19 protein-coding genes and 5 pseudogenes are annotated in these 22,661 nt (G+C 55.3%); 12 read left to right on the top strand and 12 right to left on the bottom strand.

The features are described 5' to 3' along the window. Nucleotides 1–106 precede the first annotated feature (106 nt). The 4 genes and pseudogenes from H6973_11815 (at nucleotide 107) to H6973_11830 (ending at nucleotide 3,018) form a co-directional block, all read left to right on the top strand. Nucleotides 107–562: a hypothetical protein gene (locus H6973_11815; GenBank protein MCP5126283.1), complete on the top strand. Its 456-nt coding sequence runs from the start codon at nucleotides 107–109 to the stop codon at nucleotides 560–562. A 38-nt stretch (nucleotides 563–600) separates the two neighbouring features. After that, nucleotides 601–1,638: pseudogene (locus tag H6973_11820) on the top strand (IS4 family transposase). 282 nt (nucleotides 1,639–1,920) lie between these two features. Continuing rightward, nucleotides 1,921–2,364: a hypothetical protein gene (locus tag H6973_11825; protein ID MCP5126284.1), complete on the top strand. Its 444-nt coding sequence runs from the start codon at nucleotides 1,921–1,923 to the stop codon at nucleotides 2,362–2,364. A 294-nt stretch (nucleotides 2,365–2,658) separates the two neighbouring features. After that, nucleotides 2,659–3,018, top strand: a complete 360-nt coding sequence (locus H6973_11830; GenBank protein ID MCP5126285.1) for an IS1 family transposase — start codon at nucleotides 2,659–2,661, stop codon at nucleotides 3,016–3,018. Nucleotides 3,019–3,082: 64 nt separating this feature from the next. On the opposite strand, the gene H6973_11835 is transcribed toward H6973_11830, so the two are convergent. Further along, nucleotides 3,083–3,388: a DDE-type integrase/transposase/recombinase gene (locus tag H6973_11835; protein ID MCP5126286.1), complete on the bottom strand. Its 306-nt coding sequence runs from the start codon at nucleotides 3,386–3,388 to the stop codon at nucleotides 3,083–3,085. Nucleotides 3,389–3,429: 41 nt separating this feature from the next. Next, complete coding sequence (locus H6973_11840; GenBank protein MCP5126287.1) at nucleotides 3,430–3,996, bottom strand: IS630 family transposase; 567 nt, start codon at nucleotides 3,994–3,996, stop codon at nucleotides 3,430–3,432. A 31-nt stretch (nucleotides 3,997–4,027) separates the two neighbouring features. Between H6973_11840 and H6973_11845 the strand changes: the two are divergent. Beyond that, a pseudogene (locus H6973_11845) lies at nucleotides 4,028–4,456 on the top strand (IS110 family transposase). A 113-nt stretch (nucleotides 4,457–4,569) separates the two neighbouring features. On the opposite strand, the gene H6973_11850 reads toward H6973_11845, so the two are convergent. Both H6973_11850 and H6973_11855 read right to left on the bottom strand, forming a co-directional pair. Continuing rightward, nucleotides 4,570–5,325 carry an ATP-binding protein gene (locus H6973_11850; GenBank protein ID MCP5126288.1) on the bottom strand — a complete coding sequence of 252 codons (756 nt, stop codon included), beginning with the start codon at nucleotides 5,323–5,325 and terminating at the stop codon, nucleotides 4,570–4,572. Nucleotides 5,326–5,416: 91 nt separating this feature from the next. Then, nucleotides 5,417–5,593 (bottom strand): annotated as a pseudogene (locus H6973_11855) (IS21 family transposase). 94 nt (nucleotides 5,594–5,687) lie between these two features. On the opposite strand from H6973_11855, the pseudogene H6973_11860 reads away from it, so the two are divergent. After that, nucleotides 5,688–6,862 (top strand): annotated as a pseudogene (locus H6973_11860) (IS630 family transposase). On the opposite strand, the gene H6973_11865 reads toward H6973_11860, so the two are convergent. Next, on the bottom strand, nucleotides 6,851–8,116 hold the full coding sequence (locus tag H6973_11865; GenBank protein ID MCP5126289.1) for an IS21 family transposase: 1,266 nt from the start codon (nucleotides 8,114–8,116) through the stop codon (nucleotides 6,851–6,853). The pseudogene H6973_11860 and the gene H6973_11865 sit on opposite strands and share 12 nt — an antisense overlap. A 243-nt stretch (nucleotides 8,117–8,359) precedes the next feature. On the opposite strand from H6973_11865, the pseudogene H6973_11870 reads away from it, so the two are divergent. The 4 genes and pseudogenes from H6973_11870 to H6973_11885 all read left to right on the top strand — a co-directional run bounded on the left by H6973_11870 (nucleotide 8,360) and on the right by H6973_11885 (nucleotide 11,297). Further along, nucleotides 8,360–8,842 (top strand): annotated as a pseudogene (locus H6973_11870) (IS110 family transposase). A gap of 457 nt (nucleotides 8,843–9,299) precedes the next feature. Then, entirely contained in the window at nucleotides 9,300–9,989 is a 690-nt protein-coding gene (locus H6973_11875; GenBank protein MCP5126290.1) for an IS630 family transposase, read from the top strand. Then, nucleotides 9,990–10,355: a transposase gene (locus H6973_11880; protein ID MCP5126291.1), complete on the top strand. Its 366-nt coding sequence runs from the start codon at nucleotides 9,990–9,992 to the stop codon at nucleotides 10,353–10,355. It abuts the gene before it with no gap. A 90-nt stretch (nucleotides 10,356–10,445) separates the two neighbouring features. Next, on the top strand, nucleotides 10,446–11,297 hold the full coding sequence (locus H6973_11885) for an IS5 family transposase (protein ID MCP5126292.1): 852 nt from the start codon (nucleotides 10,446–10,448) through the stop codon (nucleotides 11,295–11,297). Between the two features lie 319 nt (nucleotides 11,298–11,616). Here the strand turns inward: H6973_11885 and H6973_11890 are convergent, their stop codons facing one another. The 3 genes from H6973_11890 to H6973_11900 form a co-directional block, all read right to left on the bottom strand. After that, the gene (locus H6973_11890) at nucleotides 11,617–12,675 is read right to left on the bottom strand and encodes an IS110 family transposase (GenBank protein MCP5126293.1); all 1,059 of its coding nucleotides are present in this window, start codon (nucleotides 12,673–12,675) and stop codon (nucleotides 11,617–11,619) included. A gap of 143 nt (nucleotides 12,676–12,818) precedes the next feature. Next, complete coding sequence (locus tag H6973_11895) at nucleotides 12,819–13,562, bottom strand: MBL fold metallo-hydrolase (GenBank protein MCP5126294.1); 744 nt, start codon at nucleotides 13,560–13,562, stop codon at nucleotides 12,819–12,821. Between the two features lie 38 nt (nucleotides 13,563–13,600). After that, on the bottom strand, nucleotides 13,601–16,297 hold the full coding sequence (locus H6973_11900; GenBank protein MCP5126295.1) for a bifunctional acetate--CoA ligase family protein/GNAT family N-acetyltransferase: 2,697 nt from the start codon (nucleotides 16,295–16,297) through the stop codon (nucleotides 13,601–13,603). 108 nt (nucleotides 16,298–16,405) lie between these two features. Here H6973_11900 and acsA point away from each other — a divergent pair, with 108 nt between their 5' ends. Beyond that, complete coding sequence (acsA, locus tag H6973_11905; GenBank protein ID MCP5126296.1) at nucleotides 16,406–18,163, top strand: acetate--CoA ligase; 1,758 nt, start codon at nucleotides 16,406–16,408, stop codon at nucleotides 18,161–18,163. Between the two features lie 203 nt (nucleotides 18,164–18,366). Beyond that, a complete protein-coding gene (locus H6973_11910; protein MCP5126297.1) occupies nucleotides 18,367–18,627 on the top strand; it encodes an acyl carrier protein in 261 nt (86 codons plus the stop codon). A 50-nt stretch (nucleotides 18,628–18,677) separates the two neighbouring features. Here H6973_11910 and H6973_11915 read toward each other — a convergent pair whose 3' ends face one another. From H6973_11915 to hypE, 4 genes are all read right to left on the bottom strand, one after another. Further along, on the bottom strand, nucleotides 18,678–18,986 hold the full coding sequence (locus H6973_11915) for an antibiotic biosynthesis monooxygenase (GenBank protein MCP5126298.1): 309 nt from the start codon (nucleotides 18,984–18,986) through the stop codon (nucleotides 18,678–18,680). Nucleotides 18,987–19,454: 468 nt separating this feature from the next. Next, nucleotides 19,455–20,798, bottom strand: a complete 1,344-nt coding sequence (locus H6973_11920; protein MCP5126299.1) for a hypothetical protein — start codon at nucleotides 20,796–20,798, stop codon at nucleotides 19,455–19,457. A gap of 69 nt (nucleotides 20,799–20,867) precedes the next feature. Then, nucleotides 20,868–21,512 carry a pyridoxamine 5'-phosphate oxidase gene (gene pdxH / locus H6973_11925; GenBank protein ID MCP5126300.1) on the bottom strand — a complete coding sequence of 215 codons (645 nt, stop codon included), beginning with the start codon at nucleotides 21,510–21,512 and terminating at the stop codon, nucleotides 20,868–20,870. A gap of 122 nt (nucleotides 21,513–21,634) precedes the next feature. Beyond that, nucleotides 21,635–22,657, bottom strand: a complete 1,023-nt coding sequence (gene hypE, locus H6973_11930; GenBank protein MCP5126301.1) for a hydrogenase expression/formation protein HypE — start codon at nucleotides 22,655–22,657, stop codon at nucleotides 21,635–21,637. Between the last annotated feature and the right edge of the window lie 4 nt (nucleotides 22,658–22,661).

A 22,661-nucleotide genomic window follows, 5' to 3' on the forward strand; every position in this document is an offset into this window, starting at 1 on the left:
AGTAAATCCAGGGGGTCAATTTTCGGTGTCGCCAAGGGGTCAGTTTTCGGTGTCGCTTGACACGCCGCGGACGGTGGGTACCTTATTACAACGGTATGAGGAGTTGGTGAGCGTGATGTTGGCCTCACCGGAGCGGCGGACTCGGTTGCGCCAGCAAGGCCGACTGATCCTCGCTATTGATGGTTTGCAACCGGACAAGGGCCACGAAGTGCTCTGGGTGGTGCGGGACGTGTTATCAGGAGAGGTCCTGTTAGCCCGTAGCCTGCTGGCGTCAGGCCGTGATGATCTCAGTGCGTTGTTGCGGTCGGCGGTCGCGGACGTCGCCGATGTTCCGGTAGTCGGGGTCGTCAGTGATGGTCAAATGGCGTTACGGCAAGCGGTTGCCCACGTCTTTCCGCAGGTGCCGCATCAGCTCTGCCCGTTCCCTTATCTGCGGGAAGCAGGACGACCGATTTGGGAGGCGGATCGGCACGCGCAGAAAGAATTGCGTAAACGGGTCCGGGGGGTGCGAACCCTGGAGCGCGAGGTCGAGGACCCTTACCACCTATCAGTTCTGAGTTAGACTAGGATTATGAGTTTAACGAACATCATGAGGGGATCATGGGAACGATTCGGCAGTTGGCAACAGAAATCGAAGCGGGGTTGAGAGCTGCCCACCCGACGCTACGCAAGACGGTACGCGCCAAGCTAGCTTTAGCGGTGGGCGCCATCCTGGAAGCCCAGACCCCGAATACGGTGGAACTCGCCAATCTCCTACCCTTGGAGACCGAACGGCAAGATATGCGCGAGCAGTGGCTGCGGCGGTTGTTGAAGAATCCGTTGCTGTCGAGTACGGAAGTGCTGGAACCGTGGGCGCGCCAAACCTTGGCGGCGACGGGCCAGCAGGGACAAACGATTATTTTGAGTCTGGATCAAACCGATTTGGGGGATCGTTTTGCGATTTTGATGGTGAGCCTTGGGATCGGCGATCGGGCCTTACCCCTTGCTTGGCGGGTGGAAGCCGGCCCGGCCAATCTGGGTTTTGCGGCCCAGAAAGCGGTATTAGAACAAGTTCGAGCGTGGCTCCCGGCGGGAGCCGAGGTGCTGCTTTCGGCGGATCGCTTTTATCCCTCGGTGGATTTATTCGCGTGGCTTCACGCGCAGTCCGGTTGGCATTATCGGTTACGATTGAAAGGCAATCTCAATGTGGATCCAGGGTTTGGAGACATGACCACGACCGGGGTGCTTGCCACAGGGCAAACCGAGCGCTATCTGCCCAATGTGCGGTTATTCAATCAAGGGGTCGCGACGAATCTGGCGATTTGGCATGAGGGGGCCCACCCGGAACCCTGGATCATCGCCATGAATGACCCGCCGAATCGGGCGACCGTGCGGGATTACGCAAGTCGCTGGGGCATTGAGCCGATGTTCTCCGATTTCAAAAGTCGCGGTTTTCAATTAGAAGACACGCAGTTACAGGCCGCTGATCGGCTCGATCGGTTGCTGCTGATCATGGCCTTGGCCATGTACTGGTGCGTGCGCGTCGGTCAAGAGGAGGCCCACGATCACCCCACGCCCCTGGAAAAAAGACGCAAGAACAGACCGATCCTCACCATTGGACCTTTCGAAAACTCGCCCGTAGCGCCGTTTCCTGGTTCACCTGGGGTCTGCGCGCAATCCACCGGAAGCTACAAATGCAACAACCTTTACCTTCCTTCTATCGAGTTTGCCCCGTGATGAGAAACTGATAGGTGGTAAGGTCGAGGACCGCCGTGATCCGCAGGCCGAGGTCATTCGCGGCTATTGTGCTGCGGTCCGGGGCGCCCTCAGCGAGAGCGGCCATCCCCCCCTCCAAGCGGGGGGACTCCAACTCCAGGAGCGGTTGTCCGCCATCACCGCGAGTCTCGGCCGGCTCGTGGAAAAAGGGGGGAGCTAGCGTCCTTGCCGCGCTTGCAACAACTGCTCAAGCGCGGGTTAGCAGCGACCGCGCCGCTCTGGCCGGAGTTGACGATTGCCCATGGCTGGCTCAAGGAGGCTGCTGACCTTTTGGCCAATCCCGATGGCGCGGCGCGGGCCACCGTTCAAGCCCGGTATGCGGTGTTGTTAGCGGATATCGAAGAAGAAGCGACCCCCACCGTCTATTTACAGGCACTGGCCGCGCAGTTTGCGAAGGTCACCGCCAGCTATGGCCCTTTGGTATTTACTTGTTATGATATTGCTAATTTACCACGTACTAATAATGACTTGGAGCAATTATTTGGTCATTTTCGCCATCAGATGCGCCGCACGACGGGACAGAAGAGTGCGCCGGCCCGCCTCGTCGTCTGTGGCCCCACCCGCTTACCGGCTGCCGTGGTGAGTCAATCGCACCCCTTGCCCGCTTGAAGAATTAGCCCAAGCGGACCTCCAGCAGTGGCGGATGGCGCGGGTCCAATTCGAACAACGCCGCCAACCGCAGGTCTTGGGTCAGCGGTTTCGGCAGGATCCAGACGCCTATTTGCAGGCACTGGAGGAACGCTGGGTCAAGCTAAGTTTGCCGTGCTAGAAAAACAGGACTTTCGCTTATGGGCTATTTTTTACTATATATAGATATTTATTGATCATTACCATACTTTATATGGTAGCCAAGCGAAAGTCCTGAAAAAAAAAGAATCTTGCCTTGAATCCGTCAATCGAGCGGTGCTGAACCACTTAAATTCACAGGAAGTCCTCGTTGAGATTCAAAAAGCTGAAGATCAAGAAGCCGAACTAGACGAGATGTGGAGTTATGTTCAGAGTAAAAAACATCCGCGTTGGCTGTGGCATGCGATCGATCATTACACCGGAAAAGTTCTCGCTTATACCTTCGGTGATCACAAAGATGAAGTGTTTTTAAAGCTTAGAGAGATTCTAGAACCTTTTGGAATAACCCGATTTTATACGGATGACTGGGGAGCCTACGAATGCCACTTGCCACCCGAACAGCATACGGTCGGTAAGGCAAATACTCAAAAAATTGAACGGAAACACCTCACCCTACGGACGCGCATTAAAAGATGAGTCAGAAAGACCATTTGCTTCTCCAAACTTGATAAGATGCATGACATCGTTATTGGTCTATTTATTAATCGGTATGAATTCGGGGTTTTAGTATAAAAACCATGTCTGGAACACTACCCAACGTTTCATAGGCCTTCGGATACACCTCCTCATATTTTACGGACCGCCAGAGCCGTTCGACAAAGCTATTGTCATGCGCCCGCCCTCGACCGTCCATACTGATTCGGATTCCGGCTTGCGCCAAGCACCCGGTAAAAGCGACGCTCGTGAACTGGGTTCCTTGATCGGTGTTGAAGATCATCGGCTGGCGATGCGCCAGGGCTCCTTCCAAGCACTCCAGGCAAAAGGTGGTCTCCAAAGTATTGGACAACTGCCACGCGAGCACTTTACGGCTATATAGTCAAACAGTTTTTAGATAGTTTGAAAAACCGCTGTTAATGCATCAATAAAGAGTTTAACAATTTGGAAGAATTTTTTCAACTTCCCCTTAAGAATAGCCCAGTAGTTTTCAATAGGATTTAAATCAGGTGAATAAGGAGGTAAGAATAACAACTGATGTCCATTTTCTTTAATAATGCTTCTTGTTTCTTCCGATTTATGAAAGCTTGCATTATCCATAACAATAATACAATTTTTTGGGAGTACGGGGATTAAGCACTTCTCAAGCCAAGTATTAAATATCTCCGTATCCGTATAAGATGCATAGGCCAGCGGAGCAATAATTTCATTATTGATGAGACCACCAATCAAATTAAGTTTTTCAGTGGGTTTGCTTTTCCTCTCACCGATAATGATTTCGCCCCTTGGGCTCCAACCCCATTCATTTCTGATATTGTCATGAAATCCAGATTCATCAACATAAACAACATCACGAGACCCATCTTCACGCGATGCATTTTGCTCTAAGAGACTAATGGAATGGTCCGCCCCGCTCCTCCAACGAGCCCAAAGCGGGCGAAATAGTGAATGCTGACTCACATCATATTAACCGAGATAACGGAGCGGACCCATGAAAGAGTATACCAATGAGCGCGTCATTAAGGTTGTCGGCATTGATCTGGCCAAGCGGAGTTTTCACGTTTACGGCGTGGACGAGAACGGTCAACGGGTGATCCGCAGGACCTTCAACCGGGTACGTCTGAGTGAATTCATGGCGAATCTGCCCGCCTGTACGGTGGCCATGGAAGCCTGTGGCAGTGCGCACTATTGGGCGCGGCAGTTCCGGGAGGACGGCCATGAGGTACGGTTGATCGCGCCCCAGTTCGTGAAGCCCTTTGTGAAATCCAATAAAAACGACGCCGTCGATGCCGAGGCGATTTGCGAAGCGGCCCAGCGGCCCAGGATGCGGTTGGTGGCGATCAAGAGCGTGGAACAGCAAGATATCCAGGCGATTCACCGGATGCGCAGTTTGGGGGTGGAACGCCGCACCGCCCAGGTTGCGTATTTCACTGATGCCGGCCATCCATTTCACGGGATGACGGCCGGCGAGTTCAGTCGAAGGCGGCAGCGTATTTCACTCGGTCGGAGCGCAGCGACGCAGTGGATGAGTGTTTACTGTTCCGTGATGGAGTTCGTCAAGGGGGTTTTACGTTTTCGTAAGGATTCTCCGGTCAGGTTGAGGGTGTAGGCGTTATGGACGAGCCGATCGAGGAGGGCATCAGCCAGAGTGGGTTCGTCCAGATAGGCGTGCCAGCTTGCCACGGGCAACTGGCTGGTCACGAGGGTGGATTGACGGTGATGCCGGTCATCGAGGATTTCCAGAAGATCACGGCGGCCCTCGCTGGTGAGCGGTGTTAAGCCCCAGTCATCGATGACCAACACGTGTGCTTTAGCGTACTCGCGTAGCAGCTTGGGATAGCGGCCATCGGCGCGGGCCAACGCCAGTTCAGGGAGCAAGCGGGGCAAACGGACATAGCGCGCGGTATAGCCCAGACGACACGCATGCTGAGCCAAGGCACAAGCAATCCATGTTTTCCCCACGCCGGTGGGGCCGGTAATCAGGCAGTTGAGATGCTCCACAAGCCAGCGTTCACCGAGCAGATGCTGGATGAGGGTTTTATCCAGGCCCCGGGGATGTTGGTAATCCAGGTCTTCCCGGCAGGCTTGCTGGGGCAAACGGGCTTGCTGTAAGCGGTACTGGAGGCGACGATTCGCGCGTTCGGTCAGTTCGCGATCAACCAGGAGACTCAAGCGATCCGTAAAGCTGAGCTGATCGCTATCGGGCATCTGGAGTTGCTCGTGCAAGGCCTGACGCATGCCGCTGAGTTTCAAGGTGTGCAGTTGATCGAGAAGGGGTTGTTTCAGCATGGCGGAGGCTCCTGGGTTATTGGTAATAGCGTGCGCCGCGCACGTTCGCGTGGGTCGCGGTCGAAGGGATGGGCGGTGGCGAAGTCCCCGCATCCGGGAGGCGTTGCTGGTCCAGGCCATGCTTGAGAATCGACTCGATGCTCTTGTAACTCAGTCCCCCAATGGCTAACGCGCGCTGACAGGCGGCCTCCAAGCGGTCGGCGCCATAGGCTTTGCCCAGACGCAAGATGCCCAAGCACGAGCGGTAGCCCTGCTGAGGATGGGGCCGCGTGGCCAGGATACGTTCCACTAGTGGGCTGACACAGAAGTTTTGACAGGTAGCGGTGGGTGCCCTATGGTTGAGATCAACAGGAGGAATCACCATGGCCCACAAGTATCTGGTTGATCTAACTGAAGAGGAGCGGGAAGACCTGCTGAAGGTCATTCATAAAGGCAAGGCAGCGGCGCGCAAGGTTGCCCGTGCCCATGTGTTGCTGCAGGCTGCGGAAGGGGCGACGGATGAGGCCATTGCCCAAAGCCTTCACTTGGGGATTTCGACCGTTCATCGTACCCGTCAACGGTTTGTCGACGAAGGGTTGCTGGCGGCGTTAAGCGAGCGGCCACGAGTCGGTTTGCCCCCGGCCTTGACCGGCAAACAGGCCGCCTTTCTGGTCGCCTTGGCCTGTAGTACCCCGCCCGCTGGCCGTTGTCAGTGGACTCTCCAATTGTTAGCGGACCGCTTCATGGAACTCCGGCCCATCGAAGCCATTTCCCGTGAGAGTGTGCGGCGCATCCTTAAAAAAACGACCTCAAACCCTGGCAACGTCAAGAATGGTGTATTCCCAGTGTCAGTCCCGATTATGTTTGGCATATGGAGGATGTGTTGGACCTGTACGCCGAACCCGATGATCCTCAATACCCCCAAGTGTGCTTCGATGAAAGTCCGGTGCAATTGACCAGCGAAACCCGCTGTCCTCAACCCGCCCGCCCGGGTCAACCGGCGCGCTATGACTGTGAATACAAACGCGAAGGCACCGCCAATTTATTTCTATTCGTACAACCCTTGCGCGGGTGGCGTCATGTTAATGTCACGAAACAGCGCACCAAACGCGATTTTGCCCAGCAAATGCAGCAACTCGTTGATGTGTACTTTCCGAAGGCGGAGCGAATCCGGTTGGTCGTGGATAACCTCAATACCCACACTCCTGCGGCCTTGTATAGTGTCTTTTCTCCAGAGGAAGCCCGCCGGATCACCCGCAAGCTCGAATTTCATTACACCCCCAAGCATGGCAGTTGGCTCAATATGGCGGAATGTGAGTTCGCTGTTCTCGCCGGCCAGTGTTTGAATCGCCGCATTGCGAACCTCGAAACTTTGCGGAAGGAAATCGCCGCTTGGCAAGGCCCACGCAACCTACGTCAGACCAAAATCCACTGGCAGTTCGGCACCGACTTGGCCCGGGTCAAACTCAAGCGCCTCTATCCTCCCTTGAAATCTTCTGAAACCCCGGTGGACCTAGAAACCTCTGAACCTGTCAAAACTTCTGTGTCAGCCCACTAGAGTCGCCGTGTGGGGGCCGGTCTGGTGAGCCCAGCGCACTAACCGTTCGGGCGTCCATTCGGCGTACTCCCGATGGGCTTTGGGCATGTGGGCGGTTACGGTGGTATGGCGACCAGGCTGCGGATGGCGGCGATGACAAGCCACCCGCTGACGTTGATGGAAGACCTCGACCGTGGTGGCGGTCAGGCGCACCTCCACTTCCTGGCGCACCAGGAGGTAGGGGACCGAATAGTAATGGCGCTCGATGTCAATGTGATAGTCAATGTTGACGCGCGCTTTTTTCCATTGCGCGAACACGTAGGGTTCGGCCGGTAAGGGACGCAACGCCGGTTGTTCCAGCGTTGCAAACCAATGCTGACGGGAACCGGGGAGTTTTTTGAAGGCGCGCTGATTGAGGGCGTCGCGCAGTTCGCGGATGACCGTGTTGAGTTCGTCGAGACTGAACAGAGTCCGATGGCGCAAGCGGGCCAGAATCCAGCGTTCCACCACGAGCACGCCACTTTCCGCTTTGGCTTTATCACGCGGTTTTCGGACACGCGCGGGGATCACCGCGACGCCATAATGGGCGGCTAACTCCAGATAACTGGGGTTGAGGTCGGGCTCATAGCGGTGCGGCGTCTGGACGCCGGTTTTCAAATTATCTGGAACCACAATTTCCGGGACACCGCCGAAAAATGCAAAGGCCCGGACATGCGCCATGAGCCAGTCATCCAGTCCTTGGGTCCAGGTCGCCTCCACATAGGTGTAATTGCTGGCGCCCAGCACCGCAACAAACACTTGGGCCTGGCGGAGTTCACCCGTGATGCGGTCCACGATGGGCACGGTGGGACCGGCGTAGTCCACAAACACCTTCTCACCGGCCCGATGGGTCTGGCGCATCACCACATCGGTATGCGCCACCCAAGCCCGATACTGCTGGCAGAACCAGGTGTATTGATAGCCCTGGGGATGCGTGGCTTTGTACTCTTCCCACAAGAGCCACAAGGTGACGCCGGGGCGGCGTAATTCCTGGTGGACGGTGGCCCAATCCGGTTTTCCGCGATCCGCAGACCCAGCGGCGGGGCGCGGCGGAAACAACCGTCGTTCCAATTCATCGGCCATCATGCCCTTGGGCAGGGGCCAACCCAGGCCCGCTCGTCGGGCGCGTTGCAGATACTCTCCGACCGTGCTACGGCCGATCCCGCAACTCCGGGCAATTTGTGGTTGGCTATGGCCCGCCGCCTGCAAACGAAGCACTTCTTGAATCTTGCGCATGGATAACCTCTCAGTCGGCATGAGTTCCTCCTCGGAAAAAAAGGAACCAGCCTACAAGTTGTTAACCTGCGTCGCTGCTCATTGGCGAAACAACCCGCCGCCTTCCGTGTAATGGCCTGCCGCCTTCCGTGAAACGACCTGCCGTCATCCCGTGAAACGACCTGCCGTCATCCCGTGAAACGACCTGCCGTCATCCCGTGAAACGACCTGCCGTCATCCCGTGAAATACGCACCCAGGTCAATCAGATTCGCGGTTTTTTTGAACGGGTTGCTCATTATGACGCCCAGATTGAGACCCTGGCGGAAAGCCATCCGCAGGCGCAAGCGTTGATGACGATCCCCGGTCTGGGCGCCAAGGGCGCGACCGCGTTGGTAGCGGCCGTCGGCGAGGATCCCCGACTCTTTAAGAACGGGCGGGGTTTGGCGGCTTGGCTGGGCCTGGTGCCGCGCCAGCACTCCACCGGTGGACGGGACCGCTTACTGGGTATCAGTAAACGGGGGGATGTCTACCTGCGGCAGTTGCTGATTCATGGCGCCCGCGCCGTGTTGCGCTGGGTCGAGCGCAAGGACGATCCGACGAGCCGCTGGGCCCGGGGACTGAAAGGCCGTCGCCATGCCAACGTGGCGGCCGTCGCGTTGGCCAACAAGATCGCCCGGATCGCCTATGCGGTGATGACGACCGGCCAGCCCTATGATGCGGCCAAAGGCGCTCTGGCTCCGGTTTGAGTCTTTCTACGCTTCATCCGCGACCCGGTCGCTACGACCACCCCAGTACCTCCCACCATAAGTTGCGAAGAGTGAATCTCACGGTGATGGCATGAAAGACCAGTTCTGCATTTCCGAAAACCTGATTCGTACAAAAGCCGGCTCTGCCGAGACTGCGAGACTGATAAGGACGGAGATGCGCGCGAATTCCATCAGGGCACGAGGGCAGGCGAGCGCCTCAACACGATGCCGGATATATGGCCGCAACTTTTCCTTCAGCCAAACGGCGATTTCCTCTTGCATCGCGGGGCGGACCATATATGTACTAAAAATAACATATTTATTTTATTATTGTTTTTTTGATATAGGCTTGCCAACGATTATCCCTACATTATCAACGAACTGAGCGTTAATCAAATTGTCTAATAACTATAGAAGACCTCTTTAGAGACTCTAAATTTATAGAGGAGGTGCGGCAATGAACGCGGAATGGATGTTTGATGCACGTAAAATACCGGATGAAGTGATGAATTACATCCGGCGTATTGCGGTTCGCGCGGTCGAAGAGAAGCATTATGGTCCGGAGCTTGTTGCTGATTTTTTGGGTATCGACCGAACGAGTATTTATGATTGGCTTCGCAACTATCGTTATGAAGGAGAAGAAGCCCTGGATACCCGGAAAGCGCTCGGCGCCACGTGTGTGATGACTCCGGATATTGATCGATGGTTAAAAGAAACGATACTCAATACGACGCCGGCGGATCATGGCTATGATACGGTTTTATGGACTTTAGAGATCATGGTTAATTTATTGAAAGAGTACTTTGGTTTATGGGTATCGGATGCCACGGTTCGTCTGCATTTACATCAATTAGGACTGAGTTGTCAAAAACCTTGTTATCATGCCTTAAACCAGGATCAGGAGGAAGTTAAAAAGTTTATTAATGAAGAATTTAAAGAGATTCAGAAGCGGGCTCAAGAACTTGGAGCGGATATTGCGTTTCAGGATGAGTCATGGGTTCAAGGCCATACGCGTTCTGGACGGACGTGGGGCTTAGTCGGTCATCCGCCTGAAATTAAAGTGAGTGATGACCGGGGTGGGTTTCACATTTTATCGATGGTTACGGCGACGGGCGAGTTAATATTTGAAGTGACCACTCAAAAATGAGTGAGTGGGGTTTTCATTGCCTTTTTAGAGAAGGCATTAGAGGGTCGAGAGCGCCCATTAATTGTCATCACGGACAATGCGTCTTATCATACCTCGAAAGAAGTCAAAGCCTTTCTTGAGACGCATCGAAAACAAATCCGCTTGTTCTTTCTTCCCCCCCACTCGCCAGAGTTAAATCCGGATGAACAGGTTTGGAATGAGATCAAAAATGATCATCTGGAAAAGGAGCCAATTAAAAACCGGGCTGATTTCAGAGCGCGCGTTTATTCTGCTTTGGAAAAGCTAAAAGAATTTCAGGAAAGGGTCAAATCATTTTTTAGGCTCCCTGATACTCAATACGCTAATCCTGAAAAAGCTCCAGCATGATTTTTGTGGGGATAACTATTAGCAAGACAATAGAATTACCCAAAAAAGCCCAAATTATTTTAGTTTCGAAATTTTTGTTCGAGGTGCGCGATGTCTTGGCCGAAGGAAAAACCGTTTAATCGCTATCCCAGTGATCTCACCGATGCGGAATGGGAGAGGGTTCAACCCCTTTTGGAAGAACGCGAGCCAAATACGCGAGGACGTCCCCGAGAAGTGGATCTCCGCGAGATTTTAAATGCAATTTTTTACATCAATAAAACGGGTTGTCAGTGGCGATATCTTCTCAAAGATTTTCCGGCGTATACCACCGTCAGCACTTATTATCATCAATGGATCAATAACGGTGTTTTCGAGAAAATTAACACGGCGCTTCACCAAAAATTTCGTCAAGAAGTAGGGCGAAATGAGACCCCAAGCGCCGCGATCATTGATAGCCAATCGGTGAAAGGCACTCAGGAATGTGCGGATGAAACAGGATTTGATGGAGGCAAGTTAGTTAAAGGAAGAAAAAGGCATATTCTAGTGGATACAATGGGTTGTCTAATTTATGTCGGGGTGCATGCCGCGAATATTCCGGATGTAAAAGGCGCACCACAGGTATTACAAGGTGGGCTATCCATCGCCAATACGATCCGGAAAGTTTGGGCCGATGGTGCTTATCAAGGTGAGTCCCTGGCTCAATGGCTTGAGAAAAACTTTAACTGCACGATTGAAGTTGTTAACAAAAATAAAGAAGAGAAAGGATTTCAGGTTTTACCTCGGCGATGGGTTGTTGAAAGAAGCCTCGCTTGGTTGGGGCGATCTCGTCGATTAAGTAGAGATTACGAAAGGAAGCCTGCATCGAGTCAAAGTCAAGTCTACCTTGCTTCAATTCGATTAATGTTGCGAAAAATATTTAAGAATCGTGAATTATTGCAGGAACCCATTTTAGAGGCTGCGTAGGATATTAAGTTTTCGTACATATATGGTCCGCCCCGCGATGCAAGAGGAAATCGCCGTTTGGCTGAAGGAAAAGTTGCGGCCATATATCCGGCATCGTGTTGAGGCGCTCGCCTGCCCTCGTGCCCTGATGGAATTCGCGCGCATCTCCGTCCTTATCAGTCTCGCAGTCTCGGCAGAGCCGGCTTTTGTACGAATCAGGTTTTCGGAAATGCAGAACTGGTCTTTCATGCCATCACCGTGAGATTCACTCTTCGCAACTTATGGTGGGAGGTACTGGGGTGGTCGTAGCGACCGGGTCGCGGATGAAGCGTAGAAAGACTCAAACCGGAGCCAGAGCGCCTTTGGCCGCATCATAGGGCTGGCCGGTCGTCATCACCGCATAGGCGATCCGGGCGATCTTGTTGGCCAACGCGACGGCCGCCACGTTGGCATGGCGACGGCCTTTCAGTCCCCGGGCCCAGCGGCTCGTCGGATCGTCCTTGCGCTCGACCCAGCGCAACACGGCGCGGGCGCCATGAATCAGCAACTGCCGCAGGTAGACATCCCCCCGTTTACTGATACCCAGTAAGCGGTCCCGTCCACCGGTGGAGTGCTGGCGCGGCACCAGGCCCAGCCAAGCCGCCAAACCCCGCCCGTTCTTAAAGAGTCGGGGATCCTCGCCGACGGCCGCTACCAACGCGGTCGCGCCCTTGGCGCCCAGACCGGGGATCGTCATCAACGCTTGCGCCTGCGGATGGCTTTCCGCCAGGGTCTCAATCTGGGCGTCATAATGAGCAACCCGTTCATCCAAGTGACGGAGTTCGTCAGCCAACTCGCGTAGCTCAGCCCGGAAGCGCTCGCTGAGGCCGTTCTCTGGATCCTCAAGAATCTCCGGCAGGCGCTGGTTCACCGCCACACGCCCCTGCGGGATTTCAATGCCGTATTCCAACAAAAAACCGCGAATCTGATTGACCTGGGCGGTGCGGCGTTCCACCCCCAAACTGCGCATCCGGTGAATCGCCTGGATATCTTGCTGTTCCACGCTCTTGATCGCCACCAACCGCATCCTGGGCCGCTGGGCCGCTTCGCAAATCGCCTCGGCATCGACGGCGTCGTTTTTATTGGATTTCACAAAGGGCTTCACGAACTGGGGCGCGATCAACCGTACCTCATGGCCGTCCTCCCGGAACTGCCGCGCCCAATAGTGCGCACTGCCACAGGCTTCCATGGCCACCGTACAGGCGGGCAGATTCGCCATGAATTCACTCAGACGTACCCGGTTGAAGGTCCTGCGGATCACCCGTTGACCGTTCTCGTCCACGCCGTAAACGTGAAAACTCCGCTTGGCCAGATCAATGCCGACAACCTTAATGACGCGCTCATTGGTATACTCTTTCATGGGTCCGCTCCGTTATCTCGGTTAATATGATGTGAGTCAGCATTCACTATTTCGCCCGCTTTGGGCTCGTTGGAGGAGCGGGGCGGACCATTCCATTAGTCTCTTAGTATAAAAACCATGTCTGGAATACTACCCACGCCTCCTCAACCCTGAACGCACAAGCGACGCATTTCATCGGGCACATTAGGCGGACATTGACCACACAATAGATTGCCGGGAACAGCGAACACCATTTTTTGGGGCGGCGTCAGATCCAGGCTCTGCATAATCGCCACGAACGCTTCCAGGCTTTTGCCGCCGCCAAGACGTGGATTGCGCGCCTTTTCCTGGGCAATCGAGGACACACAGCGCCCCGCGTAGTCATGCCCCGGATAAACCAGGGTTTCATCCGGCAGAGTGAAAAACTGCTCATGAATACTGTGATACAGAGCGATTGGATCGCCGGACTGGAAATCGGTGCGTCCGCAGCCATCAATCAACAGGGCATCGCCTGAGAACAAGAACGGCTGAACATTGGTTTCCACATGGTAAGCGTGATGGGTTGACGTATGACCCGGTGTAAACAATGGATGTAGCGCAATTTCACCGATCATTAATGGTTTGCCCGCACGCAAACCGACATCCGTGCAGGGCAACTCGTCAAGCGCAGGTCCCGCGATCCGGCTGCCTGCCAAATGCTTAAGCTTGAGCGCTCCGGTCACATGGTCGGCATGGACATGGGTTTCGACGGTAAAAGCCAGTTGCAGGCAGAGTTCGCGAATCACCGCTAGATCCCGCTCCACAGTTTCAAGCACCGGATCGATCAGTGCGCATTCGCCGGTTGCTGGACAACCGAGCAGGTAGGTATAGGTGCAGGACACCGGTTCGAACAATTGCCGAAAAATCATGGCCGCCTCCGTTAATCTGCAAAACCGCCCTGATGGCTTTAGACCAATGGCAACTTCACATGCAGCACTCCAGGATCGTCAGGTGTTGCCTCAATTTTGAAATTGAGCGCCCGATTGAGTCGGAGCATCGATTCATTCTCCCGCAGAACTTCGCCATAAATTTCCTTGATGCCCTGTTGCCTGGCGTATTCGATAATGTAACGCATTAACATCGGCCCCAGCCCGATTCCGATCATGGCGCGGTCCACCAGGATCGCATACTCAGCCCTTTCCATGTCCGGGTCCGCATTACAACGCACCACCCCCCAAATTGTGCCTTTACCGGGAATGACATCTGGATCGGTGACAATAATCGCCATTTCGCGTTCGTAATCCAGTTGTGTCAAACGGGCCGCCATTTCATGCGATAATTCATGAATTGGCTGGAAAAACCGCATCCGCACATCTTCCGCTGGCATCCGTTTCACCAGATTCTGCAACTCCGGTTCATCCTCTGGCAGAATAGGTCGCATCAGGAAAGAACGACCATCGGGCAGGGTATAGCGGCGTTCCATCTGCTTGGGATAGGGCAAAATTGCTAACCTTTTGGCGGCGGGTTCCGCACTGGGTTCGATCACTACATTAGCATCCAACGCCAGCAATCCGTCGGAACTGAGCCAGATGGGATTAATGTCCAGTTCCACCACTTCCGCTAAATCGACCACCATTTGCGAAATTTTTAGCAAGGTCAGAGCAATGGCGTCCAGATCGACTGGCCGGCCACGATTCGTGCTCAGTCGACGATACAACCGGGTTCGCCAGATCAGATCGCGCGCCAGCTGCATGTTCAGTGGCGGCAAGGCGTAAGCGACATCATCGATAACGCCGGCCTCGGTGCCGCCCTGACCGAAAAAGATCACGGGTCCAAACCGTTTGCCGGTCCGCACGCCCATCATCAATTCATAAATATTATGCCGATAGTGCATGGGTTGCACCGCGAAACCGTCAATGACCGCTTCGGGAGCGAGATCGCGCACCCGGTTCAACATCTCGGTCGCCGCCACCAGCACTTCCAGTGGATTCTTGAGGCTGAACGCCACGCCGCCGACATCGGATTTATTGACAATGTCTGGCGAAAGAATCTTGAGAGCGACCGGCATCCCCAATTCCAGCGCTATATCGGTCGCCGCTTCCGGGGTGGATGCAAATTGCAGGGGCACGACCGGGATTTCGTAGGCGCTGAGCACCTGGCTGGCTTCATAGGCGTTTAGCCGTCGACGGCCTGCAGTCAGCGCGATCTGGATAATCCGGCGGGCGGTCTCGGCATCTGCTGTGAACTCCTCGGGCACCGAGGGCGGAGTCTCCATCAGCAGTTCCTGATTACGTCGATACTGAGCCAGCCGCATAAACGCCTCGACCGCCTCGTCTGGCGCTTCATAGGTAGGAATCTGCGCATTTTTGAATAATTCGCGCGCCGGCTCCGCCGACGATTCACCCAGCCAGCAGGTCATCACCAACCGCCGGCTCTTGGCCGCCCGCTCGGTCACGGCCTGGGCGCAGTCCAGGGAGCGGTCGGTCGAGGCCGGGGCGTGGATCACCAGCACCCCATCGGCCCCGGGTTCCCGCAACAATAGATCCAGCGACTGGCCATACTGATCAGGGCCAGCCGTATCGCCAAGATCGACCGGATTTTCAATGACATGGCCGGGCCGGCAGGTTTGCGCTACGCGCTCACGGGTCGCCGCGCTGATTTCCGCCAGATGGCCGTCGTAGCGCAGCAAGGTATCGCTGGTCATCAGTGCCAGGCTGTAACTGTTGCTGACAATGGTGAGCCGGTCGCTGTAAACCGGCCTGGCGGTGGCCAGGGTCTCCGCCGCGCTAAATAATTGTTCGATGCTGTCTACGCGCAGGATGCCGGCGCGCTGGAAGACGGCGTCGTAAACCGCGTCTTCGACCGGACCGGTGCGAAAATCGTGCGGTTTCAGCACGATTACCGGTTTGACCCGGGCGGCGACGCGCGCGGCGGAGACAAACTTGCGGCGATTGCGGGTATTTTCCATATACATCAGGATGGCGCGAGTCTGATAATCCCGTAGCAGATAATCCAGCAGATCGCCAAAGTCGACATCCCAGCGAACGCCTACGGAGATCACATGAGAAAAACCGATATTGCGGCTGGTGGCCCAGTCGATCACGCTGCGCATCACCGCCGCCGATTGACAGAGCAGCGCGATATGGCCAGCCAAGGGTCGATTGCCGCTCAAACTAGCGTTGACATTCGCCGATGGTGCGATATAGCCTAAGTGATCCGGCCCCATGACCCGTAACAAATAAGGCTTTGCCGTATCAAGAATTTTCTGTTTCAGCACTTTCCCATCATCCGGGTGCTTGCGCAACATGTCCTGGCTGAGCAACGCTGCCTTTGCCCCACGGTGATCCTGCAATACTTCGCGGCTGAGTAACAGCACGGCCCGCGTCCCCCGTTGACCGAGTTCATCGATCAGGGCCGGCGCTTCATCGAGCGGCGTGGTTAAAATGGCCAGGTCCGGACTGACCGGCAGACTGGCGATATTCGGGTAGGCCAGCACCCCGGCAATGGACCGCTGATCGGGATTCACCGGCATCACTGGGCCTTTGAAGCCACCTTCAATCAAGTTAAATTCCACGGCGGCATCAGGGCCATCAGGCTGTTTGCCACGCCCGATGACCGCAATGGAGCGGGGTTTGAACAGATATTCAAGATTGCGAATGGTCATGAGCGGGTCTCGAGCAGGGATCAGCGCCGGAGCGGGGCCGGCGGGCGGATTGAACTTGAAGCGTTTAATAATAGCCTGATTCAGCGAGCGACGCTTGGAGAGACTAAGATGATACCCAAAACCCTGAATGACCGCGAACCGGTCCCGAATCTGACAGACATTGAAGCCATGCGCGCTACGTTCTCTTGGGACGCCGCCCGCGCTGAATGCGCCGGTTTGCCGGATGGTGGTCTGAACATTGCCTTTGAAGCAGTGGATCGCTGGGTCGCCGCCGGTTGTGGTGAAGCTGTCGCATTGCGCTGGCTGGGCAAGAACGGTGAGCGACGGGATTTCAGTTACGCCGAATTGGCGCGCCTCAGCAATCGCTTTGCCAACGCTCTCCAACGACTAGGCATTCAACCGGGCGACCGGGTTTGCATTCTGGCGGGACGGATTCCCGAACTCTATATCACTGCGCTGGGAACGCTGAAAGCAGGCGCGGTCTTTTGCCCGCTCTTTTCCGCGTTCGGTCCAGAGCCAGTGCGGGTGCGCTTGGTGAAAAGCCGGGCGCGGGTACTGATTACTACGACGCTGCTGCACCAGCGCAAGGTGCGGGAACAGCGGAGCGAATTGCCGCATCTGGAGCAGGTGTTGCTGACCGACGGCAATGGTGACGAACCCGGCACTCGCTCGTTCCACGCTCTGCTGGAGGCTGAAACCGACCACCGGCCCTCACCGCGCACCCAACCCGAAGACTGGGCGCTGCTGCATTTCACCAGCGGCACCACCGGAACGCCCAAGGGCGCGATCCACGTTCACGAAGCCGTGGTCGCTCATGGGTTGACTGGCCGCTGGGTGCTGGATTTGCGGCCTGGGGATATTTACTGGTGCACCGCCGATCCCGGTTGGGTCACTGGCGTTTCCTACGGCATCATCGCACCGCTGGTGAATGGCGCGACCTTGGTGGTCGATGAAGCGGAATTCGATGCGCGGCGCTGGTATGCCATTTTGGACCGCGAACGGGTCAATGTGTGGTACACCGCGCCGACCGCGGTCCGCATGCTGATGAAAATGGGCACCGAAGCCCTATGTGGACGTGATTTAAGCGCCTTGCGCTTCATGGCCAGTGTCGGCGAGCCGCTGAATCCCGAAGCGGTTCACTGGAGCATGGCGGCGCTGGGCCGACCTTTTCATGATACCTGGTGGCAAACCGAGACCGGGGCCATCATGATCGCCAATTATCGCGCTGTCCCTATCCAGCCCGGCTCGATGGGCCAACCGTTGCCAGGTATCGAAGCGGCCATTGTTCAGCGCCGACCCGATGGCGGCGTGGATCGCCTGCCGCCGGGTGTGGAAGGCGAACTGGCGCTGCGGGCGGGGTGGCCTTCCATGTTCCGGGGCTATCTGGAGGATGAGGAACACTACCGGCAGTGCTTCGCCGATGGGTGGTATCTGAGCGGCGATCTGGCGACTTGTGATGCCGATGGCTATTTCCGGTTCGTGGGCCGCAACGACGACGTCATTAAAACCTCGGGCCATCTGGTCGGCCCATTTGAGGTCGAGAATGTGCTGATGGAGCATCCGGCGGTGGTGGAAGCCGGCATGATCGGCAAACCGGACGAGTTTGCCGGACAGATCGTCAAGGTCTTTGTCGCATTAAAAGCTGGCTACGAACCTAGCGATGCGCTACGCAAAGAATTGCTGGGCTTCGCACGCACCTATTTGGGGCCGGCAGTGGCGCCGCGCGAACTGGAATTTGTAGCGGATTTGCCCAAAACTCGTAGCGGCAAGATCGTGCGGCGACTTTTGCGTGCTCGCGAACTGGGATTGCCACTGGGTGATGTGTCTACTTTGGAAGAGGAACGTTCGCAAGATTCGAATGCTTAGGCGGTTTATTCTAATTTTCACGGGTAAAATAAATAGAAAGCGCTGGATGGCCGAAAAATTGCATTGTTAGCGTTTAGTGCAGCATGAAAGATTGCTTGCTTTTTCAGAGAATCAATGCAAGACTTCATGTTGCGGCGCAACATGCCGAAGCGGTAAAACCAAATTGGAATTTAAGCTTCCATTACTCGTGAGAGGAAATTGTAATGAATGCCATAAGCAACGAGCAGATTCGCGACACGGTTCTGCGCACCCTGAGTGATGTCATCCCGAACGCTGATACTCAGGCGCTTCATCCTGACATCAGTTTTCATGATCAACTTGAGTTGGATTCCATTGATTTTCTCCGGCTGATGATGAGCCTGGAAAAGGAACTCAATGTTACGATCTTTGATTTTGACTACCCAAAGCTGTCCACGCTAAAGGGCTGTGAGCATTATCTGACTGAACGGTTAGGAGGGGCGTGATCGTGCGCCTCACTGATCCCTGTGGGCGCTGGGTAGAGACTGACCTGGCATCAAAGGCGATCCATTTCCACGACTTCGTAGAGGCTGACCGAGGGCGGCGCCTCTACCACCCAATCCGCAAACTGGGTAACCAGTTGGCGGAATTGTTCACTTTCATAATAATTTTCCAGAACTTCTTGGTTGGTCCAGCGGCCGGCCATTAGTAATCGGTCCGCGTTCGTAATGTCCTGATAACAACCATGCTCCAAGCAGCCGGTTTCGGCGCGCGAATGTTCAACCAGCGCCAGCGCCAGTTCCAGTTCCAGCAATTTCATTCTGAACTCGGGACGCGCCTCGAATTTCGCGATCGTCATTAACATTAGCAAGTCCCTCCATTCGCTTACTTGGCGTATGCTCGGTCAATCGCGCCACGTTTATTCCCCAACTCTTAAAGAATCAGAAACAAGAAGACCGATCCCTGGGGACCGGTCTGGGAAACAGGATTAGGATTGGGGGGTTGGCTCTGATCCGAAATCCTGGAATAGGCGCTATGCGGCAGGTTTTTGACCTTTATTCATTATCGCACGCCCCTCCTTTGGTGGTTATAGCCGGGTAATCCCGGTCTTTTTATTTCGAATATTATTTAACATTTGAAATTCCAGATCGCTAATTCGCAAAAGCCTTGAGGGTAAATCCTCGAAATTACTTTGCTGACTCTAATCGCTGCAATTTAATTAAGGTTAACGCGAACCAAGAATGACGGCACATTATACAGGGTATATTTGATACCGCAAGTTTTTTGGCTACTGAATTGTATTCGTCAATATTTCATAACGAAGTTACCTTGATTATGACATTTTACGCAGTTGCTTACGCCGCACTGCCGCCAACCCGGTTACTATCAGCGCGGTAATAATGAGCAATAGCGAAATCCCCGGTTCACTTAACCCCTGGGGATAAATGAGCAGCATCAATCCCAGTCCAGTCATCATGGTTCCCGACAGCAATTTCAGCAACCGCCCCTCCTGTTCCTGGAGTTTTCGCGAACCCAGCGTCCAGGTAAACACCAGAACAATCGCCAGCAAGGGCAGGACATAAATCAGGTTGTAAAGTGCAAGATAGAGATAGTATGCGCTGGTGGATAAATCATTCAGAGTCAAGGTCCGGGTATACACCATCGGGAATCCAGCGGTGCAAAGCAGCTCATAACTATTAGCGACGATAGCCAACATTGCAGTTCCAAGGAGCAACCCCGGCAAGCGATCGCCACCCACCAGCTCCCGCATTCGCTTGAACAGTCTTGGTTTAGCCTGAGCGGAAATGCTTAATGACGGTCCCTGCTGTAAAGCCAGGAAGTCCTTGATATTCAGCCCGCCCATGACCACCGCCAGCAAGCCGGCCAGCAGGGTGATCCATTGCAATTCGCCCAGCCACAGAAAGACATTCAGCCAGGCCGCCATGAACATGAAATAGATAATCCCGGAAAAGAAAATGAAAACGCCCCCGATAAAGAACATGCGCTGGCGGTTGCGGGCATGAACCAGGAGACTGAGCAAAAACAGCAGGACGAAGAACGCGCAGGGATTGAAAGCATCTAGACCCGCTAATACCACCGTCAGTGCAGGCAGCGACCATGCGCCTGGATCGAATGCGCCGATCAACGGTAGCTCCAGAGGTGGTTCATCGGCAGTCATTATGCCAGGCGTTGAAATTTCGCGGGTTTCCACAGAGGCGTTAGGTTGTGAGTAACGATGGTGGCAGGTTTCCAGTTGTTGGCGCAGTAGACGATCGGTGACGCCCGGGTCAAAACCGGTGAATATTTTCCCGCAAAACAGGAATGCTGGCACGGCTTGGGCGGATTCACCCAGCGCCTTGGCCATCCGGCTGTATTGCAACCCGCCAGCCATGTCGCGGCTCAGGTTATAGCTGCGTAAATCCAGCCAGGGATAATCAGCGGGCAACGCCTCAATAAATGGTCGCGCCTTGCGGCAATGGGGGCAGGTTTGCGTCCAGAAGAAATGTAATTGAATGCGCGGTTGATCAGTCGCAGTGCGCGTAACCCACCACTCTTCCGGGGTGGCCAGAGCTGCTTGGACGAACACGGCCAGACAGAACAACAGCGAACCCAGCAATAATCCAGTTGTAGCCCGGTTAAAACAATTTTTTCCTATTACTTGCAGTATGTTGGACATTTGAAAAACGCCCTTGCCTCCGACCCGTGGTCAGGCAGTAGCCGAATCTAGGTCTGCCTAATACCCGCCTCAAGGCTCCAATCGCTCCAGCAACCAACCACCTTCTTTCCGCAGACAATAGCGCAAGCGGTCGTGCATCCGGCCATGACGACCCTGCCAGAATTCCAGCATTTCCGGCTTCACCCGATAGCCGCCCCACTGGTTCGGCATTGGAATATTGTCATCGGAGTACTGGGCGGCCAACTGCTGATAACGCTCCTCCAGAATCTGACGGTTAGCCACCACCTGGCTTTGCCGCGAAGCCAGCGCGCCCAGGCGGCTCTCATGCGGCCGGGTTCTGAAATAAGATTCTGATTCAGAAGGGGAAACTTTGCTAACGATCCCCTCAATGCGTACTTGCCGCTCCAGCTCTAGCCACAGGAACACCAGTGCGGCATGGGGATTTTCCGCGAGTTGCTGGCCCTTATCGCTGCGATAGTTGGTGTAGAACACGAAACCATCAACATCACAATCCTTGAGCAGCACGACGCGTGCAAATGGACGTCCGGTGCGATCAGCGGTAGCCAGCGTCAAGGCGTTAGGTTCAGGCAACTCGGCTTTGATCGCTTCGTCCAGCCAGCGTTGAAATTGCCGGATGGGATCGGGATCGACCTCGGCTTTGGTTAAAGCGCCCAGGGAATATTCCTGGCGCAGTTCGGCAAGGGATTGACTCATGATGACGGAACTCCGGGGCTGAACACTTGGAAAACGGGCATTTTATACTATTTGGTTTTAGGTATTCATCCGCTTCGCTGGCCTGTTGCGAGGGGAGCGCTATCCCGGGTCTTTGGAAAAACTCAGCAGATGCGCGGCAGGGGATCATCTTCCAGCTCCGGGAGAATCCTCTCGCCGCCCAGACCCGTCTGGAGAATAACGCGGGGCGGGCCGGGTTCGAGCACGCCCATGATACAGGCATCATGGAAGCCAAGCCGTTGCAGAGTTTCAACCGCCGGCTCGGCGGCCTCCGGACTCAGCGCGGCCACGACCCGACCTTCCGAGGCCAGATAATAGGGGTCATAGCCCAGGATTTCGCACACCCCCCGCACCTCTTTACGCACCGGCAGGCATTTCTCGAACAGGCGCACGGTAGCGCCCGCAACTGAAGCAATGTCGTGGGCGACCGTGGCCACGCCGCCGCGCGTCGGATCGCGCATGAACCGCAGCCCCGGCCATTGCAGCAAGGATTCCGTGATCGGCGCTACGCTCGTCGCATCCGAAAGCAAATTCCCGGAAAGCCCGAATTGTTCCCTGGCCAGCATGACCGCTGTGCCATGATCGCCCACCGTGCCGCTCACGATGAGGCGATCTCCGGGCCGGATGCGCTCGATGCCCAGTTCGACGCCATGACGGCGTTCGCCGATACCCGTCGTCGCCAGATACAACCCCCCACCTTGGCCGTGCCGGACGACTTTAGTATCGCCGGCCAGGATACGGACACCGCAAGTTTCGCAGGCGCGGGCGATGGAGCGACTGATGCGCTCCAGCACCGCCATTTCCAGACCTTCCTCGATGAAAACGTTTAAGCTCAGATAGCGCGGCGTAGCGCCGGAAACGGCCAGGTCGTTGACCGTGCCATGCACCGCCAGACTGCCGATGTCCCCGCCGGGAAATTCCAGCGGCTCGACGGTAAAACCATCGGTAGTGATCAACCAATCCGATCCAGGCGCATTCAGCGGCAGTCGAGCTGCGTCTACACGGGTATCCAGTTGGCTGCCCAGCGCCTGGGCGAAAACCCCGTCGATCAGTTCGCGCATCAAGCGGCCGCCATTGCCATGAGCCAGGGTGATGCGTGCGTCGGTATGAGTTCTATTTTTGCTCATGGAT

Source organism: Gammaproteobacteria bacterium (genome assembly GCA_024235095.1).
In the GTDB taxonomy this organism is placed as follows: Bacteria; Pseudomonadota; Gammaproteobacteria; order Competibacterales; family Competibacteraceae; genus UBA2383.